Annotated in this window: 22 protein-coding genes and 1 tRNA gene; 16 read left to right on the forward strand and 7 right to left on the reverse strand. The window is 31.9% G+C overall.

What is annotated here, in order from left to right; all coding sequences use genetic code 11:
* The 7 genes from WNY60_RS07350 to WNY60_RS07380 form a co-directional block, all read left to right on the forward strand.
* Positions 1-1,344 (forward strand): gliding motility-associated C-terminal domain-containing protein (locus WNY60_RS07350; protein WP_342861996.1); only part of this gene is annotated, 1,344 nt, incomplete at its 5' end.
* Between the two features lie 66 nt (positions 1,345-1,410).
* Positions 1,411-2,343, forward strand: coding sequence for a type IX secretion system membrane protein PorP/SprF (locus WNY60_RS07355; RefSeq protein ID WP_339809704.1), 933 nt, complete (start codon positions 1,411-1,413; stop codon positions 2,341-2,343).
* Positions 2,344-2,362: 19 nt separating this feature from the next.
* A complete protein-coding gene (locus WNY60_RS07360) occupies positions 2,363-4,276 on the forward strand; it encodes an OmpA family protein (protein WP_145002515.1) in 1,914 nt (637 codons plus the stop codon).
* 120 nt (positions 4,277-4,396) lie between these two features.
* Positions 4,397-4,939, forward strand: a complete 543-nt coding sequence (idi, locus tag WNY60_RS07365) for an isopentenyl-diphosphate Delta-isomerase (RefSeq protein WP_339809701.1) — start codon at positions 4,397-4,399, stop codon at positions 4,937-4,939.
* A complete protein-coding gene (locus WNY60_RS07370) occupies positions 4,917-5,327 on the forward strand; it encodes a 6-carboxytetrahydropterin synthase (RefSeq protein ID WP_145002509.1) in 411 nt (136 codons plus the stop codon). Before idi ends, WNY60_RS07370 begins: the two co-directional genes overlap by 23 nt.
* A 94-nt stretch (positions 5,328-5,421) precedes the next feature.
* Positions 5,422-5,691 (forward strand): hypothetical protein, encoded by a 270-nt coding sequence (locus WNY60_RS07375; RefSeq protein ID WP_145002506.1) that lies wholly within the window; start codon positions 5,422-5,424, stop codon positions 5,689-5,691.
* A gap of 59 nt (positions 5,692-5,750) precedes the next feature.
* Positions 5,751-5,824 (forward strand) — tRNA-Thr (locus WNY60_RS07380).
* Between the two features lie 111 nt (positions 5,825-5,935).
* Here WNY60_RS07380 and WNY60_RS07385 read toward each other — a convergent pair.
* The 5 genes from WNY60_RS07385 to WNY60_RS07405 form a co-directional block, all read right to left on the reverse strand.
* A complete protein-coding gene (locus tag WNY60_RS07385; RefSeq protein WP_145002503.1) occupies positions 5,936-6,634 on the reverse strand; it encodes a DUF4369 domain-containing protein in 699 nt (232 codons plus the stop codon).
* Between the two features lie 50 nt (positions 6,635-6,684).
* Positions 6,685-7,992, reverse strand: coding sequence for a DUF819 family protein (locus WNY60_RS07390; RefSeq protein WP_145002500.1), 1,308 nt, complete (start codon positions 7,990-7,992; stop codon positions 6,685-6,687).
* 426 nt (positions 7,993-8,418) lie between these two features.
* Complete coding sequence (locus WNY60_RS07395; protein WP_339808515.1) at positions 8,419-9,348, reverse strand: alpha/beta hydrolase; 930 nt, start codon at positions 9,346-9,348, stop codon at positions 8,419-8,421.
* 362 nt (positions 9,349-9,710) lie between these two features.
* Positions 9,711-10,322 (reverse strand): alpha-ketoglutarate-dependent dioxygenase AlkB, encoded by a 612-nt coding sequence (locus WNY60_RS07400; RefSeq protein WP_342861997.1) that lies wholly within the window; start codon positions 10,320-10,322, stop codon positions 9,711-9,713.
* Between the two features lie 3 nt (positions 10,323-10,325).
* Positions 10,326-10,685, reverse strand: a complete 360-nt coding sequence (locus WNY60_RS07405; RefSeq protein WP_342861998.1) for a MauE/DoxX family redox-associated membrane protein — start codon at positions 10,683-10,685, stop codon at positions 10,326-10,328.
* 44 nt (positions 10,686-10,729) lie between these two features.
* Between WNY60_RS07405 and WNY60_RS07410 the strand changes: the two genes are divergently transcribed.
* Positions 10,730-11,395 (forward strand): M15 family metallopeptidase, encoded by a 666-nt coding sequence (locus WNY60_RS07410; RefSeq protein WP_342861999.1) that lies wholly within the window; start codon positions 10,730-10,732, stop codon positions 11,393-11,395.
* Positions 11,396-11,398: 3 nt separating this feature from the next.
* On the opposite strand, the gene WNY60_RS07415 is transcribed toward WNY60_RS07410, so the two are convergent.
* Positions 11,399-11,770, reverse strand: a complete 372-nt coding sequence (locus tag WNY60_RS07415; RefSeq protein WP_342862107.1) for a VOC family protein — start codon at positions 11,768-11,770, stop codon at positions 11,399-11,401.
* Between the two features lie 128 nt (positions 11,771-11,898).
* Positions 11,899-12,549 carry a YceI family protein gene (locus WNY60_RS07420; protein ID WP_145002485.1) on the reverse strand — a complete coding sequence of 217 codons (651 nt, stop codon included), beginning with the start codon at positions 12,547-12,549 and terminating at the stop codon, positions 11,899-11,901.
* Positions 12,550-12,714: 165 nt separating this feature from the next.
* Here WNY60_RS07420 and WNY60_RS07425 point away from each other — a divergent pair, with 165 nt between their 5' ends.
* The 8 genes from WNY60_RS07425 (at position 12,715) to WNY60_RS07460 (ending at position 20,867) form a co-directional block, all read left to right on the forward strand.
* The gene (locus WNY60_RS07425) at positions 12,715-13,272 is read left to right on the forward strand and encodes a nucleotide exchange factor GrpE (RefSeq protein WP_145002482.1); all 558 of its coding nucleotides are present in this window, start codon (positions 12,715-12,717) and stop codon (positions 13,270-13,272) included.
* 7 nt (positions 13,273-13,279) lie between these two features.
* Entirely contained in the window at positions 13,280-14,401 is a 1,122-nt protein-coding gene (dnaJ, locus tag WNY60_RS07430) for a molecular chaperone DnaJ (RefSeq protein WP_145002479.1), read from the forward strand.
* A gap of 325 nt (positions 14,402-14,726) precedes the next feature.
* Positions 14,727-15,650, forward strand: coding sequence for an ATP-binding cassette domain-containing protein (locus WNY60_RS07435; RefSeq protein WP_145002476.1), 924 nt, complete (start codon positions 14,727-14,729; stop codon positions 15,648-15,650).
* Positions 15,651-15,652: 2 nt separating this feature from the next.
* On the forward strand, positions 15,653-16,966 hold the full coding sequence (locus WNY60_RS07440; RefSeq protein WP_191100983.1) for an ABC transporter permease: 1,314 nt from the start codon (positions 15,653-15,655) through the stop codon (positions 16,964-16,966).
* 8 nt (positions 16,967-16,974) lie between these two features.
* The gene (locus tag WNY60_RS07445; protein ID WP_342862000.1) at positions 16,975-17,904 is read left to right on the forward strand and encodes a mechanosensitive ion channel domain-containing protein; all 930 of its coding nucleotides are present in this window, start codon (positions 16,975-16,977) and stop codon (positions 17,902-17,904) included.
* A gap of 30 nt (positions 17,905-17,934) precedes the next feature.
* Positions 17,935-18,819: a DUF6268 family outer membrane beta-barrel protein gene (locus tag WNY60_RS07450; protein ID WP_191099089.1), complete on the forward strand. Its 885-nt coding sequence runs from the start codon at positions 17,935-17,937 to the stop codon at positions 18,817-18,819.
* A complete protein-coding gene (locus WNY60_RS07455; protein WP_145002465.1) occupies positions 18,819-19,982 on the forward strand; it encodes a sigma-54 dependent transcriptional regulator in 1,164 nt (387 codons plus the stop codon). The genes WNY60_RS07450 and WNY60_RS07455 overlap by 1 nt, the downstream gene beginning before the upstream one ends.
* A 6-nt stretch (positions 19,983-19,988) precedes the next feature.
* Entirely contained in the window at positions 19,989-20,867 is an 879-nt protein-coding gene (locus WNY60_RS07460; protein ID WP_342862002.1) for a PPK2 family polyphosphate kinase, read from the forward strand.
* Positions 20,868-20,874 lie beyond the last annotated feature (7 nt).

The following is a 20,874-nucleotide window of genomic DNA, read 5'->3' on the forward strand; positions in this document are numbered from 1 at the left end:
GAAGAAATCACAGGAGTTGATGATCCATTAACACCAGCAGATCCAGCAGGAAACACAACAGATCCAACAGATCCAGATACAGATGGTGACGGAGTAACAGATGGACAAGAAGCATTAGACGGAACAGATCCAAATGATGCATGTGAGTATGTAATCGCAAGTATTACCTTACCAATCGACTCAGGAGCAGATTGTGATAATGACGGATTAACAGATGCAGAGGAAATTACAGGAGAAGATGATCCATTAACACCAGCAGATCCAGCAGGAAACACAACAGATCCAACAGATCCAGATACAGATGGTGACGGAGTAACAGATGGACAAGAAGCATTAGACGGAACAGATCCAAATAACTCATGCGAGTATTTAGAGTCAAGCATTACATTACCTCAAGATGAAGTATATCTTGCAGCAGATTGTGATGGAGATGGTGTGACAAATGGTCAAGAAGTGGTCGACGGTACAGATGCATTAGATCCTTGTGATTACTTAGCAGGAAATCAAGACATAACTATAGTTTCTGAAGAATGGGAAGCTTTAGATTGTGATGGTGATGGAGTAATTAATGGTACAGAGATATTAGATAGTACAGATCCACAAAACCCATGTGATTTTATTGCAGCAAGTACGACTGTAGCTCAATCTACTGAGTGGTTAAATGGAGATTGTGATAATGATAACGTTCCTAACGGAGTTGAACAATCTGAAGGGGATACTGACGGAGATTCTATACCAGATTATTTGGATACAGATGATGATGGTGATGGAGTGGATACTATCAATGAAGATTATGGTAACACGGATTTTGAAGATGGAGATATAGATCCAACAGGTGATAATGATCCTACTAATGATGATACAGATGGAGATTCTATACCAGATTATTTAGATACAGATGACGATAATGATGGTATACCAACTGAAGATGAGTATCCTGATCCTGATAATAATGGTATTGGATTTGGTGATGATGCAGTCGACAGTGATGGTGACGGTTTACCAGATTATTTAGATGTAAATAACGCATCGCCTCAGGAAGATGATTTAGAGATATTTAATGCTGTTACACCTAATGGCGATGGAGATAATGACGTGTTTATCATTAGAAATATTGAATTATATCCAGAGAATACAGTTAAGATTTATAACAGATGGGGAGTAATTGTTTATGAAACGTCTAGTTATGGTTCTGTAGGAAATTATTTTAATGGTAGATCAAACGGAAGAGTAACAATTCAAGAAGATGAGTTATTACCTGTTGGAACATACTTTTATGTAGTTGAGTATACTGTAGAAGGAGAAACTAAATCTAGAGCAGGATATTTATACCTACAACGATAATAAATCTATAGAGGCAGTGTTAAAGCTGCCTCTTATATAACAAAATAAATTCATACCTTATTTCAAATGAAAAATAAAATTTTAATATTAATAGCTGTATTAAGTTCATTTTATGTATCAGAATTATCTGCGCAACAAGATGCACAATACACACAGTATATGTACAATACTTTAAGTATAAATCCAGCATATGCAGGTTCTAGAGATGGACTTAGTGCTTTATTATTGTATCGTACGCAATGGGTAGGATTAGATGGAGCTCCAGATACAGGTAGTTTCAATATCCATTCTCCTTTTGGTGATGAGCAAAATGTCGGATTAGGTTTATCTGTTGTAAATGATAGGATTGGACCAACGCAAGAAACCTATTTTGATGTGTCATTTTCTTACTCTATAAATACGTCAGATGAAGGTAGATTATCTTTTGGTTTGAATGGTGGTGGAAGTTTGTTAGATATAAAATATTCGGAATTAAGCTCTTATAATAATGGAGATGTATTATTGCAAAGTGATATTGATAATAAGTTTTCACCTCAAATAGGAGCTGGTGTTTATTATCGTAATTCAGATAAATGGTATTTAGGATTATCAGTACCAAATATACTTGAAACTAAATATTTTGACGATGCTTCTTTATCTCAAGCTTCAGAAAGAATGCACTTTTATTTAATGGGAGGTTATGTTTTTGATATTAATCAGGATTTAAAATTAAAACCAGCTTTTTTAGTTAAACAAGTTTCAGGATCACCTTTACAGGCAGATTTAACTGCAAATGCTTTATATAAAGATAAATTTACAGTTGGATTAGCATACCGTTGGGATGCTGCAGTTAGTGGATTGTTAGGGTATCAGGTATCAGAAAGTTTAATGTTAGGTTTTGGTTATGACAGAGAAGTAACAGATTTAGGTCAGACTAAGTTTGATTCTGGTTCTTTCGAGGTATTTTTAAGATTTGAACCTAGAGATTTAACTAAAATTTTATCACCAAGATTCTTTTAAAACATAGATAACAAAGATTATGAAAAATAGATATATACTTTCTACTTTAATTATTGCACTATCATTTAATCTAACATTTGCTCAAAATGATGGTATTTCTAGTAGTACAGAAAAAAAGTATGATAAATTATCCTATGTTGAAACAACAAAGGAGTTATTAAAGTTAATTGAAAAAGGTAATAAAACACCAGAAGTTTATAAAAAACTAGCTAATTCATATTATTTCAATACCAAAATGGAAGACGCTTCCAAGTGGTATGGTGAAATGTTTAAATTGGACGCGGTAGTTGAGTATGAGTACTATTATCGATATGCGATGAGTTTAAAAGCTATTGGTGACTATGAAGGTGCAAATGCTAATATGAAAGAGTTTGCTGCTTTAAAGCCAAATGATTCTAGAGCAATATTATTCTCTAAATCTCCAAATTATCTTGAAACTATCGAATCACTTTCAGGTGATTTTGAATTGGAAAATTTAGATTTAAATTCTCGTTTTTCAGATTTTGGAACCTCTTTTTATAAAGGTGGAATTGTTTTTGCTTCTTCTAGAGGTGACGGTAAATTATATAAATGGAACGAACAACCATTTTTAGATTTATACTATCAAGCTAACGATTCTAGTGCTGTAACTCCTTTATCTACAGCTATAAATACTAAATATCACGAGTCTTCAACATCTTTTACTCACGATGGGAATATCGCATATTTTACTAGAAACAATTATTTTCATGGTAAAGTCAGAAAAAGTAATGAAAAAGTAAATGGATTAAAAATTTTTAAAGCCGAACTTAAAAATGGCGCTTGGTCAAATATAGTCAGTATGCCATTTAATAATGACGATTATAATGTCGCGCATCCAGCCTTAAGTTTAGATGAGTCTAGATTATATTTTGCTAGTGATATGCCAGGTACTCGAGGTAAATCTGATATTTATTATGTAGATATTTTAGAAGATGGTACTTATGGCGAACCAGTAAATTTAGGAGATGCTATCAATACAGAAGGAAGAGAAAATTTTCCATATATAAGTAATAATGGAACACTATATTTCTCATCAGATGGACATCAAGGTCTTGGTGGATTAGATGTATTTATGACTAAGTTAGATGACCCAAGTCAAACAGTTACCAACTTAGGTAAACCAATTAATAGTTCTAGAGACGATTTTGAATTTATAATTGACGAATTTTCAAATATTGGATACCTAACTTCTAATAGATATAATGGTAAAGGAGATGATGATATTTATAAGTTTTCTAGATCATTTTGTACGCAGTTAGTGTCTGGTACAACAGTAGACAAAACAACTAATATTATACTGCCTTACGCAAGTGTTGTTGTTTTAAATGAAAAAGGAGTAGAGGTTCAAAACTTGACATCAGATCAAAACGGTTCCTTTAGTTATGAAGGACCTTGTAACAAGCAAAAATTTAATATTATAGCATCTAAAGATGGTTATACTCAATCAGACCAAACGTTTGTTGTTAATCCTAAAAAGAAAGAAGATGTTGTTTTAAAATTAAACCTAACACCTGAAACAACATTACCTGCAGAAGTTGGAATGGATTTAACCGAAGTTTTAAAATTAAATCCAATCTATTTTGATTTTGACAAGTCTAATATAAGACCAGATGCAGAATTAGAGTTAAAAAAGGTAATAGATTACATGAAAAAGTATCCAACGGTTAGAATTGATGTACAATCGCATACAGATTCAAGAGCATCAGATGACTACAACTGGGCTTTATCTAATAGAAGAAACGTATCTACCAAACAATACATTATTCAAAAAGGAGGTATATCGCCAGATAGATTAGAAGGTAAAGGTTACGGAGAAACTATGTTAGTTAATAGATGTAGTAACGGAGTCAAGTGTACCGAAGAAGAACATGATTGGAATAGAAGAAGTAACTTTATAGTTATTAATAGATAATTTCAACCATATTAATATGGAAAAAGCATCTCATTAGAGATGCTTTTTTTATTAAATTTAACTTAAAACAAAAATTAGCCCAAGTCTAATTATTAACTTTGTTTTTATCAAATATTTTTAATGAAAGAAGAACATGTAATTTTAGTAAACGAGTTTGATGAGCAAATTGGACTGATGCCAAAAATGGAAGCCCATGAAAAAGCATTATTACATCGTGCATTCTCTGTTTTTGTTTTTAATGATAAAAATCAGTTAATGCTACAACAAAGAGCTTTAGGTAAGTACCACTCTCCTGGATTATGGACTAACACATGTTGTAGTCATCAACGTGAAGGAGAAAGCAATATACAAGCTGGTACAAGACGTTTACAAGAAGAAATGGGTTTTGTAACACAACTTGAAGAAAAAACATCTTTTATCTACAAAGCTCCTTTTGATAATGGTTTAACAGAGCATGAATTGGACCATATTATGGTTGGTTATTATCAAAATCAGCCAATTATTAATAAAGATGAAGTTGAAAGCTGGAAATGGATGTCTTTAGAAGATGTAAAAGCAGATATCCAAAATCAGCCAGAACTATATACAGCTTGGTTTAAAATAATTTTTGATAAGTTTTATCAATTTATAAATATTAGTGATGAAAGTAACAGTCAGTCGTAAAGCCCATTTTAATGCAGCCCATAGATTATATCGTAAAGATTGGTCCATGGAAAAAAATGATGAAATCTTTGGAAAATGTAACAACCCTAATTATCATGGTCATAATTATGAGCTTGTAGCTAGTGTTACAGGAGATATTGATCAAGAAACAGGTTTTGTAATTGATGTTAAAATTTTAAAAGACATCATTAAAATGGAAGTAGAAGATGCTTTTGACCATAAAAACCTAAACTTGGATGTTGCAGAGTTTAAAGATTTAAATCCAACAGCAGAAAATATTGTCGTTGTAATTTATAATAAAATCAAAGCCAAATTAAAACAAGGCTTAGACTTGGAAGTAACACTTTACGAGACACCAAGAAACTTTGTATCCTATTCTGGTAAATAACATGCATAAATTAAATAAAGGCTTTAAAGTGGATTTAAATAGTTCTAATTTCGAACTTTAATCGTAGCTTTGCACTTAAATAAATTTTAAAATTATGGCAAATAAAAGAGACCTAAAAAAAGACATTAATTACGTTTTAGGAGATATTATTGAAGCAGTTTATGTTTGGGAATACACAAACACTGATAAAGACAACAAACAAAGTGAAGCGATCATTGATGACGCAATAGTAACTTTTGACGAGCTTATAACTAAGACTAATGCTAAAGACGTTGACAACAAAAAAGCACATTTTAACGCTGTTAAAAAAGAGCTTGAAGATAAGGGTCGTGCATTAATTGAAAGAATTAACAAATTAGGTTAATTTTTTTTAAAAAAAAGCTTGCAGATATCATTAAGAGAATTATATTTGCAAACTCTTTTGCCGATGTAGCTCAGCTGGCTAGAGCAGCTGATTTGTAATCAGCAGGTCGTGGGTTCGAGTCCCTCCATCGGCTCAAAAAAGCTTCTCTTAATTGAGAAGCTTTTTTTTTGATCTAACATCAAATTTTAACAATAAAAAAAGCCATCTAAATTTAGATGGCTTTTTTTATATCAAACTATTTTTTCTATTGCTCAGTACGTTTAATTTCGGCAATGTACACTTCTAATTGCTTTCCATATTTAGAGGCTTTAATTTCTGGCGTAAGCACTTTACTTATGGTGTCTAAATAAATAACATTAGCATCGTAAATTTCCGAAAGTGCTAAATATGGAGCAACTTCACTATCCTTATGTGTTACAGCAAAATTAGCAGTGTATAAATACTTTCTTTTCTTAAAGCTATTTAATATGGCTTCAGTTTGCTTTAACTTGATAGTATCTTTGTCTCTTGCTGCTTCAATATATTCTTTAGTTAAGTCTAAATTTTTATTATTAAACTTTCCTATCATACTTAAATACTCTTCTAAAACATCATGTTGCTTAGATCCTTTTATTTTAGCATCGTAAGAAAATCCCTTTAAAGTTGTATTAATTTCAGTAACACCTTTATCAGCAAAAAAGGATATCCTATCATCCTCTTTGGTGTTTTTATTTAAATATAAATAAAACATTTCTGGCTCATCTATGTCTGATTGTAACGTAAATTCAGGAGAACCATTAACAACAATTGAGTCTACAGTCACTAAAACAGTATCATTTACCTTTTTTAGGTATATAGTCCCTTTTTTTAATCCTTTTACAGTCCCTTTGACTGTCAATTTATTAGCATCATTTCCGCAAGAAAATAAAGACACCAATACTAATAATGCAATAATTTTTTTCATTTAAAACTTATTTTAAGGTGGGCAAATATCAATTAAAAAACAGAAAAATACTAACCTCCAGAAGCTAATTGCATTAAAATTGTACAACCAATAGCTGCTAAAGTTCCTACAGCATATCCAAATACTGCTAAAAGAACACCAACTGTTGCTAAAGATGGGTGAAAAGCAGAAGCTACAATTGGAGCAGATGCTGCACCACCTACGTTAGCTTGACTTCCAACCGCTAAAAAGAAATAAGGTGCTTTAATAAGTTTTGCAACTCCAATTAAAAGTAATGCATGAATACCCATCCATACAAATCCAATAGCTATAAGACCAACGTTATCAAATATAGAACTAATGTCTATTTTCATTCCGATGGTTGCAACTAAAATATATATAAAAACACTACCAAATTTACTAGCACCTGCGCCTTCATAATTTTTAGCTTTAGTAAAAGACAACAATATAGCTACAAGTGTAGCAATACTAATCATCCAGAAAAACGAACTATCTAAAAACGTAAAAGTGTTTTTTAAAGTAGTAGATTCTATTCCCGAAATTATTTCTCCAAAAAAAGGCGCTAAATTGTCAGCACATAAATGTGCCATACTTACAGTTCCAAAAGCTATGGCAGCCAATAACATTAAATCTGTTAAGCTTGGATTACGTTTAACACTTTCAGTAAATGTGGACATTTTATCTTTTAGTGCCTCAATAGAGGATGTATCTGCTTTTAACCATTTATTGATACTAGCGCGTTTTCCAATACCAATTAGTAGAATAGCCATCCATACATTAGCAACAACTATATCCACAAATACCATTTTTCCGTACTCAGCTTGATTATAACCGTAAATTTCTAACATTGCGGTTTGATTAGCGCCTCCTCCAATCCAGCTTCCAGCTAAAGTAGATAAACCTCTCCAAACAGCATCAGGACCTATTCCGCCTACTGTGTCAGGTGATATTGTGGCAATTAATAGTATAGCTATTGGTCCACCAATTACAATACCTATTGTACCTGTAAAAAACATGATAAGTGCTTTCCATCCTAAATTAAAAACTGCTTTTAAATCAATGCTTAATGTCATTAAGACTAGTGCTGCAGGTAATAGATATCTACTAGCAACATAATACAAGTTGGTTTTGTGTGCTACTATGTCACCAGTTTCGGTTGTTGTTTCCCATTCTGGAGCAATTAGACCTATGGTTGTTAGTATAGCTGGCAGCATATATGCCATAAACAAGCCAGGAACAATCTTGTAAAATTTTTCCCAGAAACCGCCTTTTAAAGATTCTGTATAAAATATTAAGCCTAAGGCAATCATTAACACTCCAAAAACAATAGTGTCGTTAGTAAATAATGGTTCACTCATAATTTTAATTTATAGATAACGCAAAATAATCAAATAATATGGTTATTAAAACATTTAAAAACAAAGTTTGGCACAGGATTTGTTTAATATAAATTGTAATTATTTATGATGACGTTCTAATACTAGGTGTGGTTACCTAAACAGAAAATAGTAGTAATTACATTTGGTTGGTTAGTATGAAAAAGCATCCCTATAAAGGATGCTTTTTCTGTTTTTAAATTTAATAAACCTTTAACACTACAAAATGTTAGTTAGTTTGTTTTGGCACGACAATTGTAATATTAAAAGTGTAATTACTTATGATGACTTTCACACAGGTGTGGTTACCTAAATGAAACGAGTAGTAATTATCATATTTTTGGTTGGTTAGTATGAAAAAGCATCCTTTTTAGGATGCTTTTTCTATTTTATGATGTTTGATAATTTTTACTTGGTTGTAATAAAAGTTATAATACTTGCTAATAAACCATCTGCTAATGGTCTATGCGATTCGTTATAAGATTTAGAGTTTTCAAGGTCATCACCTTCAATGGTTACCATAACATGATTCATATTTTTTATTATTTTTATAGCAGCATCGCTTGCAGCCTCTTTTAATAATAAAGCTTCGGTTTCACTAACTTGTAAATCCTTAGTTCCATTTATTACTAATGTTGGTATGTTTAAAGTACCCATTATATCAATTGGATTGTGTTTCATCCAACTCATAAAAAAACGTTGTGTTTCAATATTAAAAATGGATGTTAAAGCTTCAGGATAATCTAATGTTGTTTTTCCTGTTTTTAAAATAGTAAACACGCGTTTTGTATCTTCTGTAAATTGTGGTGCTGTTTTTTCTATTTGTTCTATAATAACACTGTCTATAGTTTGTCCTGCTCCAGCTATGGATATAAAGCCATTAGCTTTATCCTTTGCTGCTAGCATACCAATTAGGCTTCCTTGATCATGTCCTATAATGTATATTTTATTATATAGATTTAAATTTTTAAAATAGTCTAATACTGCACTGGCATCTGTTACAAAATCATCAAAAGATAAATTAGGATCTACGTTGTTTTGTCGTATTTGTTTAACAATACGCTTGTCGTATCTAAAGGTTGCAATGCCATTATTGGTAAGTCCTATTGCTAATTTTTTGATGTTATTAGTTTTTAAAAAGTTTTGATTACCATCTCTATCATTGGGTCCATATCCTGCTATAATTATGGCTAAAGTTGGTTTGTCATCATTTAAAGGTGTTAATAATGTCCCATTTATGTGTTTGTTTACAACAATGTCTTTAGATGTAAACGTTACATCTTGGGCACTGGCAGTAGATAGTATAAAAAACAGAATGATTATAAGTTGTGATTTCATTTTAATGGTTTTAACAAGTAAGTCAAATAGGATGCCAAATATTAAATTATACTATTCAAAGTTACACTTAAAATTTGGTATAAAAATAATGTTTGAAAGGATTTTGAAATGTGTTTTTAATCGATTTTTAGCGTGTTTTAATCGATGAATGTTAAAATTTAGTGCATTTCATCGATTTATAATGTTTTTTATCGTTTTGCTTCGAGATAAGCTTTATGTTTGTCTTGTGCTAGAAATTACATACTTTTAGTTCAATGGATTAATTAATTAATATTTGCATTGTTGGGTTAGTTTGGATAATCTAAATTAATTTAACACAAAATGCCAAATAGCAAAAAGCCAAGGTTGAGGGACCTTGGCTTTTATGTTTTTAATACTTTATATTTTATGATTCTAAAAGTTAAATTAATTCTAGGCATTATTTGTTTTTTGGTTTTAGCAATCTGATGTAACCAATGATGTTGCGTGCTACCCTTCATTAATAATAAACTGCCATGCTCTAGTAATAGTTTTTGCTTTAATGATTTGTCCGTTTTATGTTTGAGATTAAAATATCGTGCTTCGCCAAAACTAACAGAGGCAATTATAGGATTTATACCTAAAGATTTTTCGTCATCAGCATGCCAACCATTGCTATCTTGACCATCTCTGTATAAATTAGCTAAGCATGTAGTAAAGTTTATGTTTGCTATAGTTTCTACTCTTTTTTTTATTTCGCTTAAAGCGGAAGTAAAGCCATGTGGATGCATGGTAATATTGGAATAACTATAGGGTTTATTATTGGTGCTAAATAAAGCAGTTAATCTGGGTTGTGCATGCGTTTTTCCAAACAAAGTAATGTTATCTTGCTGCCAAGGGATGTCATTAAATAGCAAATCGTAATAATCGGAAGCCTCGTTTATGTCAAAAAAATTAGGAAAATAACTAATCTCAGCATCTGGCAAATTAAGTTTGATTTCTTCTGTAAAAAGCATTTCTTAAAATTTTAAATACCAAAATGCCCAATACATTAGCCCAAATTGTAACGGAAGACGTAATAACAAGATCCATTTTGGTAGTCCAGCCGAAGCTTTTTTTTCAGTTAACATATATATGTGGACCATTAAAAATAAAAGCAACATTAATATTATACCATAAATTGAAATAGCTTTTAATGCAGGAATGCAGACTGTTATACCTAAAACTATTTCTGCAATACCACTTAATTTAACTAGTAGTTTATGATTAGGTAAGTATCTTGGCATGATGCGTAAATACATTTTAGGTTTAATAAAATGCATAATACCTGCAAACACATAAATTGCTCCCATTAAATATAGATGCCAAGGATAGGTCATAATTAGTTTTTTATTTTATAAATTTAGCCTATAAAATTTAAATCATGAAGTATAATTTAGCGCTTTTACTAACATTTTTTACAACTATTAGTATTGCACAATTAAGGGAGGGATTTGTCTATGCTCAAGATATAATTCAAGATTTAGATTTAGAGTTAAGGTATTGTAATGATGATAATTTTGTAGGAGAGCAAATTGATGGTTACAATAAAGAGGTTGTGATTATGACAACATTAGCAGCTAAAGCTTTAAAAAATGTACAAGATACCCTTAAAAAAAAGGGGTTAGGTTTAAAAATTTATGACGCTTATAGACCACAACAAGCGGTAAACCATTTTGTAAGATGGGCAAAACATGTTAATGATACCTTAAAAAAGCAAGAGTATTATCCAAATGTAGATAAAAAAAATCTTTTTAGTCAAGGTTATATTGCCTCCAAATCTAGACATAGTAGCGGAAGCACAGTAGATTTGACGATTATAAATTTAAAGACGGGAAAAGCTTTAGACATGGGTAGTCCTTATGATTTTTTTGGTCCAGAATCTTGGGTAAGTAATACTAAATTGACATCAAAACAGCAGGAAAATAGACAACTATTACAACACGTCATGTTGACAAATGGCTTTAGAAATTACCCAAAAGAATGGTGGCATTTTACCTTAAAAGGAGAGCCTTTTAAAAATCAATATTTTGATTTTCCGGTAGAGTAAAGGTTAAACATGTTGATCTACCAAAATCTGGTTACCATCAGGATCCAGTATCATAAAACTTGCAGGACCTTTGGTGGTAGTGTTAGCTTCGGTAATAAAAGAAATATTATTATCTTTTAATTGTTTTTGTATGGACCTAACATCATCAAAATCTTTTAACGGATTAGCGTTTTCATCCCAACCAGGGTTAAACGTGATAATATTTTTATCAAACATACCCTGAAAAAGTCCTATTAGCGCATTTCCATTTTTCATTATTAAATAATTTTGTTCAAGTTGTCCACCAAAAACTGTAAAACCTAAAGTTTCATAAAATTGTTTGGACGCTATAATATCTTTTACTGCTATACTTATTGATAAGGCACCTAAAGTCATTGTAAATTTATATTGGTTAGTATAGGCTAAAGTTATATTTTTTTTATGAGTTTGTAGTTTAATGTCGTTATTAGAAATAAAAAAAGCCACAACGTTAATTGTGGCTTCTTTTTAGTAGTAGTTAATTGTTAAGCTTTTTTAGCTTTAACAGATATTTTAATTTCTACATCATCCTTAATTAACTTATCTCCTAAAGATGCTGCAACATCATCACTTGTAGCAGAGTTGTACATAATGTTCCACTCTGTTCTATCTAAAGTAAACGTGTCACTTGTAATAGTTACATCGTCACCATTTACAGCTACAGATGCTGGGAAAGTAATGTTCTTTTTAATACCTTTTAGTGTTAAGTTACCACTAATATTGTTTCCTTCTACTTTTGTAATTTCAAATGCTGCAGTACCAAATTGTGCTACATCAAAAAAGTCTGGACTTTTTAAGTGACCTACTAGATTTGCGTTAGCTTCTTCAGTTTCAGGAATGTCAGTACATTTAATAGTGTTAATGTCAAACATAAAGTTTCCACCAACTAATTTGTCTCCTTCAAACTCAGCAACTCCAGTTGATACATTAATAGTACCTTCATGTCCACCAACAATTTTGTTAGCTTTCCATATAATCATAGAGTTGTCAGCATCTGCTTTATATTTAGCAGCTTCTGTGTTTTCAGCTACAGCTTCAACTTCACCTGTTTTTGCTTCTTTAGCATCACTTTTACAAGCAACAACACTTAATCCAACGATTGCTACTGCAAAAAGGTTTAATACAATTTTTTTCATGATATAAAATTTTAGTTTTAGTGATTTAAAGCGCAAATATATAAATAATCTTCCATGGAAACTAATTATTTGTTTATTAAAAAAAACAATGACATTTTGACATTTTTAATAGTAATGGCAGTACTTTTGCCATCCCAATTACAGTATTTTAAATTAAGTACAATAATGAGCAAGAAAAGCAACAACGAAACAAACATAGAAGAAGAAATTAATTCTACTTCAAATCAAGCAGAACAAGCAACAACACAAGAAGAGGTTGCAGAAGAGTTATCTGTGGAAGAGCAGTTAAAGGCTGATTTACAACAAGAAAAAGATAAATTTTTACGTCTTTTTGCCGAGTTTGAAAACTATAAAAAACGTACCTCTAGAGAGCGTATTGAATTGTTTCAAACTGCAAGTAAGGATGTAATGGTATCTATGTTACCAATTTTAGATGATTTTGAACGCGCTTTATTACACATCGACGATGACAAAGAAGCAGAAGAAATGCGTAAAGGTGTCCTATTAATTTACAACAAATTATTACAGACATTACAACAAAAAGGATTGTCTCAACTAGAAGTTAGAGCAGGTGATGTGTTTAATGCAGATCATCATGAAGCGATAACACAAATACCAGCACCTACTGAAGACTTAAAAGGTAAGATTGTAGACGTTATAGAAAAAGGTTATAAACTAGGCGAAACTGTTATACGTTTTCCAAAAGTAATAATCGGACAATAAATTAAATATGGCTAAAAGAGATTTTTACGAAATATTAGGTATAAATAAATCAGCATCTCAAGCTGAAATTAAAAAAGCATACCGTAAAAAGGCAATCGAGTTTCATCCTGACAAAAATCCTGATGATAAGGATGCTGAGTCTAAATTTAAAGAAGCAGCAGAAGCCTATGAGGTATTAAGTGACGACAACAAAAAGGCACGTTACGATCAATTTGGACACCAAGCATTTGAAGGTGGTGGTGGAGGCTACAGTGGTGGCGGAATGAACATGGACGATATTTTTAGCCAATTTGGTGACATCTTTGGAGGTGGAGGTTTCTCTGGTTTTGGAGGTGGCTTCGGTGGAGGTGGAGGACAACGTCGCGTTAAAGGTAGTAACCTACGTGTACGTCTTAAACTTACTTTAGAAGAAATTGCTAATGGTGTTGAAAAGAAAATTAAAGTAAAACGTAAAGTTCAGGCACCAGGTACCACATATAAAACGTGTAATACGTGTAATGGAGCTGGTCAAGTGACTAGAGTTACAAACACAATTTTAGGTCGTATGCAAACAGCTGCACCATGTCCAACATGTAGTGGAGCAGGACAAACAATAGATAAAAAACCTAGTGAAGCTGATGCACAAGGTATGATTGCTAAAGAAGAAACTATTCCAGTTAATATACCAGCAGGAGTAGTAGACGGAATGCAACTTAAAGTATCAGGAAAAGGTAACGAAGCACCAGGTAATGGTGTGTCTGGAGACTTACTTGTAGCAATAGAGGAAGAAGCACATGAGTCTTTACAACGTGAAGGCGATAATTTACATTACGATTTATACGTAAGCTTACCTGATGCAATCCTAGGAAACTCAAAAGAAATTGACACAGTTACCGGAAAAGTACGTATCAAGATAGAAGCAGGTATGCAATCGGGTAAAATATTACGCTTACGCGGAAAAGGTATTCCTAGTATTAATGGTTACGGTAAAGGAGATTTATTAGTACACGTTAACGTATGGACACCAAAAACATTAAACAAAAAACAAAAAGAGTTTTTTGAAAGTATGAAAGAGGACGAACACTTTTCTCCTAAGCCAGAGCGCAGTGATAAGTCATTTTTTGAAAAAGTAAAAGACATGTTTTCGTAACAAAAAGCATAAACTAAACTTTAAAAGCTCACATTTTGTGAGCTTTTTTTTGCTTTTTGTTTAACTATTTAAATCATTTAACATCTTATTTAATAAAAAATAGTATATTTGGTTTATCGCTAGCCTAGCTAGTGATAATTTTTCTTTTTCATAGCAATTTTTTCCCATCCTTTATTTATTTAGAGGGTGGGTTTTGTTTTATATAAAAAGATATTTCTTCCTTTAAGTTAAAAATACCTAAATCAGTAATGTTACTATTTTAACATTTTCTATATTTACAACTAAAGCTAGTGTTAGCTTAACTAATCAATCTTAAAAAATAACGATGAATAACCTTTTAGAGGTGCACCAAGTATCTAAAAAATTTGGAGACTTTACAGCACTAAATAATGTGTCTATTACTGTTCCAAAGGGTAGTATTTTTGGTTTGCTTGGTCCAAATGGAGCAGGAAAAACAACTTTAATTAGAGTCATTAACCAAATAACAATGCCAGATTCTGGACATGTTTTGTTGGATGGAGAAGCTTTAAAAAATCACCACGTAAAAGATATTGGCTATTTACCGGAAGAGCGTGGATTATATAAATCCATGAAAGTTGGCGAGCAAGCTTTGTACTTAGCACAATTAAAAGGTATGCAAAAAGCAGAAGCTAAAAAACGCCTTAAAATGTGGTTTGAACGCTTAGAGATTGGAGACTGGTGGAATAAAAAAATACAAGAATTGTCTAAAGGTATGGCACAAAAAATTCAGTTTGTGGTTACTGTCCTGCATGAACCCAAATTATTGATTTTTGACGAGCCCTTTTCTGGGTTTGATCCAATTAATGCAAATTTAATAAAAGATGAGATTTTAAGACTAAGAGATGAAGGTGCAACCGTAATTTTTTCTACACATCGTATGGAATCGGTAGAGGAGTTGTGTGACCAAATAGCCTTAATACATAAATCTAACAAAGTATTAGATGGTAACCTAATGGATATAAAACGCCAATATAAAAGCAATACTTTTCAAATTGGTATAAATCCAAATAATGATAATTTAGAACAAGAGTTAGCAAGTAAATTTAGTGTGACACCTGCCGAATTTAAAACATTAGAAAACGACTTAAAACTTAATATTAAGTTATCTAATAACGAGTCGGCTAATGACCTATTAAGCTACCTGACTAGTAAAGGACAGATTTCTCACTTTGTAGAAGTTATTCCAAGTGCCAACGATATTTTTATTCAAACAGTAAAGAATAACTAACCATGAACCATCTTCCACTTATTATACAACGCGAGTATTTAACCAAGGTTAGAAACAAATCGTTTTTAATAATGACGGTCTTAAGTCCGTTAATATTTATAGCTTTAATAACCGTCGTTGTGTATTTATCTCAGATGAATAACAATAAACAACGTGTCATTTCGGTATTGGATGATTCCGGAATGTTGACTGAGGTTTTTAAAGATACAGATAATACAAAATATAACCTCCTGACAGGTTTAAGTTTAGATAATGCAAAAACTATAGTAGAAGAAAAAGGTGATTATGGCTTGCTTCATATAAATAAATTAGAAAATTTTGAAAATGCAGCTACTAGTGTGCAATTTTATTCAGAAGAATCACCATCCTTATCTGTAATTTCTTCATTAGAAAATAAAATAGAAAAGGAGCTAACCAATCTTAATATGGCAAGTCAAGGTGTCGATATAGAGATGATTAAAGCGTCTAAAATAAAGATTAACATTGCACAAGAAAATTTTTCTGGTGTCAAGTCATCTAAAATTGACAGTGTAGTTAAGCTTGCATTTGGTGGTGCAGCAGGTTATTTGTTATTTATGTTTATCATTATTTATGGTAATATGATCATGCGTAGTGTTATCGAAGAAAAGACAAGTCGTATTATAGAAGTTATCATTTCTTCTGTAAAACCAGTGCAATTAATGTTAGGTAAGATAATTGGGACATCTCTAGCAGGAGTGACTCAGTTTATTATATGGATTATTTTAGGAGGTGTCTTACTAACAGTAGTCTCTGCTATTTTTGGCATTGACTTTGCGCAGGCGCAAACACCACAGCAAGAAATTATGCGTCAAGCAATGGCTAATCCAGATGCAAGCATGAAAGTACAAAGTTTATTTACAGCATTTTATAACTTACCACTTACCAATTTGGTAATTGCATTTTTATTATTTTTTATAAGTGGCTATTTATTGTATAGTTCTTTATACGCAGCAATTGGCGCAGCAGTAGATAACGAAACAGATACGCAACAATTTATGTTACCTATTTTAATGCCATTAATATTAGCAGTTTACGTTGGTATGTTTACCGTAATAGAGGATCCACATGGTACGGTAAGTACTATATTTTCGTTTATACCGTTTACTTCACCTGTAGTGATGTTAATGCGTATACCGTTTGGTGTGCCAATTTGGCAACAAGTAGTATCGTTATTACTATTGGTTGGTACCTTTATGTTTACGGTATGGTTTGCAGCAAAAATTTACAGAGTAGGTATATTAATGTATGGTAAAAAACCAACTTATAAAGAGTTGATTAAGTGGATTAGATATTAATTTTTACAATGATTCAAGAAATTAAAGTAACAGATAAAATTGAAAAAGAAGTAGAAAAAGTAAGTGATGTGATTACTGAAAGTTCTATTTGGGAAAAATTTATAGAACTATTAAACTATAAAATTTACACCTTTACTGATGATAAGGGTTTGACTACTAGCGTAATTAAAGTTAAGTATATATTACTTATTATATTAGTTTTAATACTAACAACTATAGTATTACGATTTATTAGAAAAGTAGTTACGCGTCACATGCCTGATGATGATAAAGCAAAATTTACTACTGTATTTTCATTTGCACGTTGGTTTATATACATAGTAGTATTTCTTATAATATTAGATTCAATAAATATAGATGTAACAGCCATTTTTGCAGCTTCTGCAGCACTTTTAATTGGTGTAGGTTTAGCGCTTCAAACGTTGTTTCAGGATATAATTTCCGGAATTTTTATATTAGTTGATCAATCGGTTCACGTTGGAGATATTATGGAAATTGATGGTAAAGTGGGTCGCGTGGAAGAGATTAAGTTGCGAACAACTAGAGCTGTAACTATAGACGATAAAGTACTAATTATTCCTAATCATTTATACCTTACTAACAGCCTTTATAATTGGACTCAAAACGGAACAAGTACAAGAGAAGGTGTTGATGTAGGTGTTGCCTATGGAAGTGATGTACAATTAGTTAAAAAATTATTATTAGAGGCAGCAACGTCTATCCCAAATGTTTTTAAATTTCCAGAACCTGCTGTTACTTTTACAGACTTTGGGGATAGTGCTTTAAATTTTAGGGTAACGTTTACTATAGATGACAGCTTTAATGCAAGAATACCTAAAAGTGAAATCCGTTTTGAAATAGATAGATTGTTTAGAGAAAATAATATTACCATACCATTCCCTCAACGCGATATTCACATTATAAAGGATAGCAAATAAAAATATAGCAATTAAATAATTATAGATTATATGAAATTACATTTTGGAACCATTTTACTAATATTAACGCTACTATGTGGTGTAAATGTAGCCCATGCACAATTAACAGATTTAGCTAGGTTAGAGTATTCTTATGTGCCCAAAAGTAATTCTGAAGATAGTTTTGATAGATTTAGAGGGTTATTAAATTATCCTATCAAAACAAGTGAAGACTGTTATTTAATTGTTGGTGCAGAATATAGTAGGTTGACCCTAGATTTAGAGGACGATTACCCTTTTCCAACCTCTAATTTAAGACGATTACATATCATAGATTTTAATTTAGGTTACACATTTAAACTCTCAGAAAATTGGCGATTAGGTGCTAAGATTACACCAAGAATAGCATCTACACTTAGACATAAAATCACAGGTGATGATATGTTTTTAAATGGAGGTGTATATGCTATAAACGATAAGACAAAAGACCAAAACATAAAAAAACCATATAGATTAGTATTAGGACTGACATATAATAGTACAACAGGTATACCATTACCACTACCTTTTGTAAGTTATTTTAGACGTTTAAATGAAAACTGGTCTTATAACTTAGGAGTGCCTAAAACAAATGTGAAGTACTTTTTTAACGAAAAAAATATCGTACAAACCTTTGTCGGAATTGATGGTTATTTTGCCAACACACAAGAAGTATTTACCATTGATGGTAAGGAAGCAGACAGTGTGTCTTTATCAGTAATATTGGCAGGTTTGGGTTACGAGTATTGTTTTACAGACAATTTAGTATGGTACTCATACGTAGGTTATACTTTAAGTATGAGTAACAGATTAAGAGACGAAAATAGAGAAGACGTATTTAAGTTAGATAACGTAAACGCGTTTTATTTAAGAACAGGAATTAAATTTAAAATATAATGCCAAAAATTTTAGTAATAGAGGATGAAGCAGCAATTAGAAGAGTATTGGTCAAAATCCTGTCAGAGGAAAATGATAAATATGAGCTAGAAGAAGCTGAAGACGGATTAGTAGGAATCGATAAAATTAGAAAAAACGATTACGATTTAATCCTATGTGATATTAAAATGCCTAAAATGGATGGTGTTGAGGTATTAGAGGCTGTCAAAAAAATAAAGCCAGAAATACCAATGGTCATGATTTCTGGACATGGAGATTTAGATACAGCAGTAAATACAATGCGTTTAGGTGCATTTGATTACATATCCAAGCCACCAGATTTAAATCGTTTACTTAATACAGTAAGACATGCTTTAGACAGAAAAGAGTTAGTTATTGAAAACAAAATTCTTAAAAAGAAAGTCAGCAAAAAATACGAAATGATAGGAGATAGCGACGCTATTTCTCAAATCAAAGACATTATAGACAAAGTTGCACCAACAGATGCTAGAGTCTTAATTACAGGTCCAAACGGAACAGGTAAAGAGCTAGTCGCACATTGGTTACACCAAAAAAGTGATCGTGCTAAAGGTCCAATGATAGAGGTCAACTGTGCAGCAATACCAAGCGAGCTTATAGAAAGCGAATTATTTGGACACGTCAAAGGTGCCTTTACAAGTGCAGCCAAAGACAGAGCAGGTAAATTTGAAGCAGCCAATGGTGGAACTATTTTTTTAGACGAGATTGGTGACATGAGCCTATCTGCACAAGCCAAAGTATTACGTGCTTTGCAGGAAAGTCGCATACAACGTGTAGGTAGTGATAAAGATATAAAAGTAGATGTGCGCATCGTAGCAGCAACAAATAAAGATCTAAAAAAGGAAATCGAAGACGGAAAATTCCGTGAAGATTTATATCACAGATTAGCAGTAATTTTAGTTAAAGTACCAGCATTAAATGACAGACGTGATGACATACCATTATTAATAAATCATTTTTCAGCTAAAATTGCCGAAGAGCAAGGCACAGCCAATAAGACATTTTCTAAAAAAGCAATCAATTTATTAAAAGAATATGATTGGACAGGAAACATTAGAGAGCTTCGTAACGTAGTCGAAAGATTAATAATTTTAGGAGGTACAGAAGTTAGTGAGCAAGATGTAAAACTTTTTGCAAGTAAATAAAACAACATGAAAGACATCAATATTAAAGACCATAAAATCACTTCAAAAATAAAGCTAAGCGACCTACCAAGTAAGCTAGATTTAAAAGCAGATAAGGATGCCACAGAGGACGCTTTGCGTAAAGTAAGACGTCAATTAGGTAAGCTACAAGACACCATGTATGCACACGGTAAATACTCGGTTTTAGTATGCCTACAAGGTATGGATACCTCTGGAAAAGACAGTTTAATACGCGAAGTTTTTAAAGATTTTAATGCAAGAGGTGTTGAGGTCATGAGCTTTAAAGTACCAACAGAATTAGAGCTTAAACACGATTACCTTTGGAGACATTATATAAAATTACCAGCACGAGGTAAATTTGGAGTCCACAATCGCACGCACTATGAAAACGTATTAGTAACACGCGTACATCCCGAGTATATTTTAAACGAAAAACTACCATTTGTAAACAGTATTGACGATGTAAACGATGTCTTTTGGGACCAGCGTTTTGAGCAAATCAATAACTTTGAAAAACACCTGACACAAAACGGAACACTAATTTTTAAATTTTTCATGAATTTATCAAAAGACGAACAACGTAACAGATTATTACGACGTTTAGATAAACAAGAAAAAAACTGGAAATTCTCAGCAGGAGACTTAAAAGAACGTAAGTTATGGGACAAATACATGGACTGTTATCAGGACGCAATAAACAGAACAAGTAAGGATCACGCACCATGGTACAACATTCCAGCGGATGACAAACCTACAGCACGTTTAATTGTAGCTCAAATTTTGTATGACACTTTAAAACAATATTCAGACATAAAAGAGCCAGATTTGGATGACAAAACCAAAGCTAATCTGCATTTATACAGAGAGCAATTAAATAACGAATAGCACATTT

The sequence above is a fragment of the Olleya sp. AS48 genome (assembly GCF_038900355.1).
Taxonomy (GTDB): domain Bacteria; phylum Bacteroidota; class Bacteroidia; order Flavobacteriales; family Flavobacteriaceae; genus Olleya.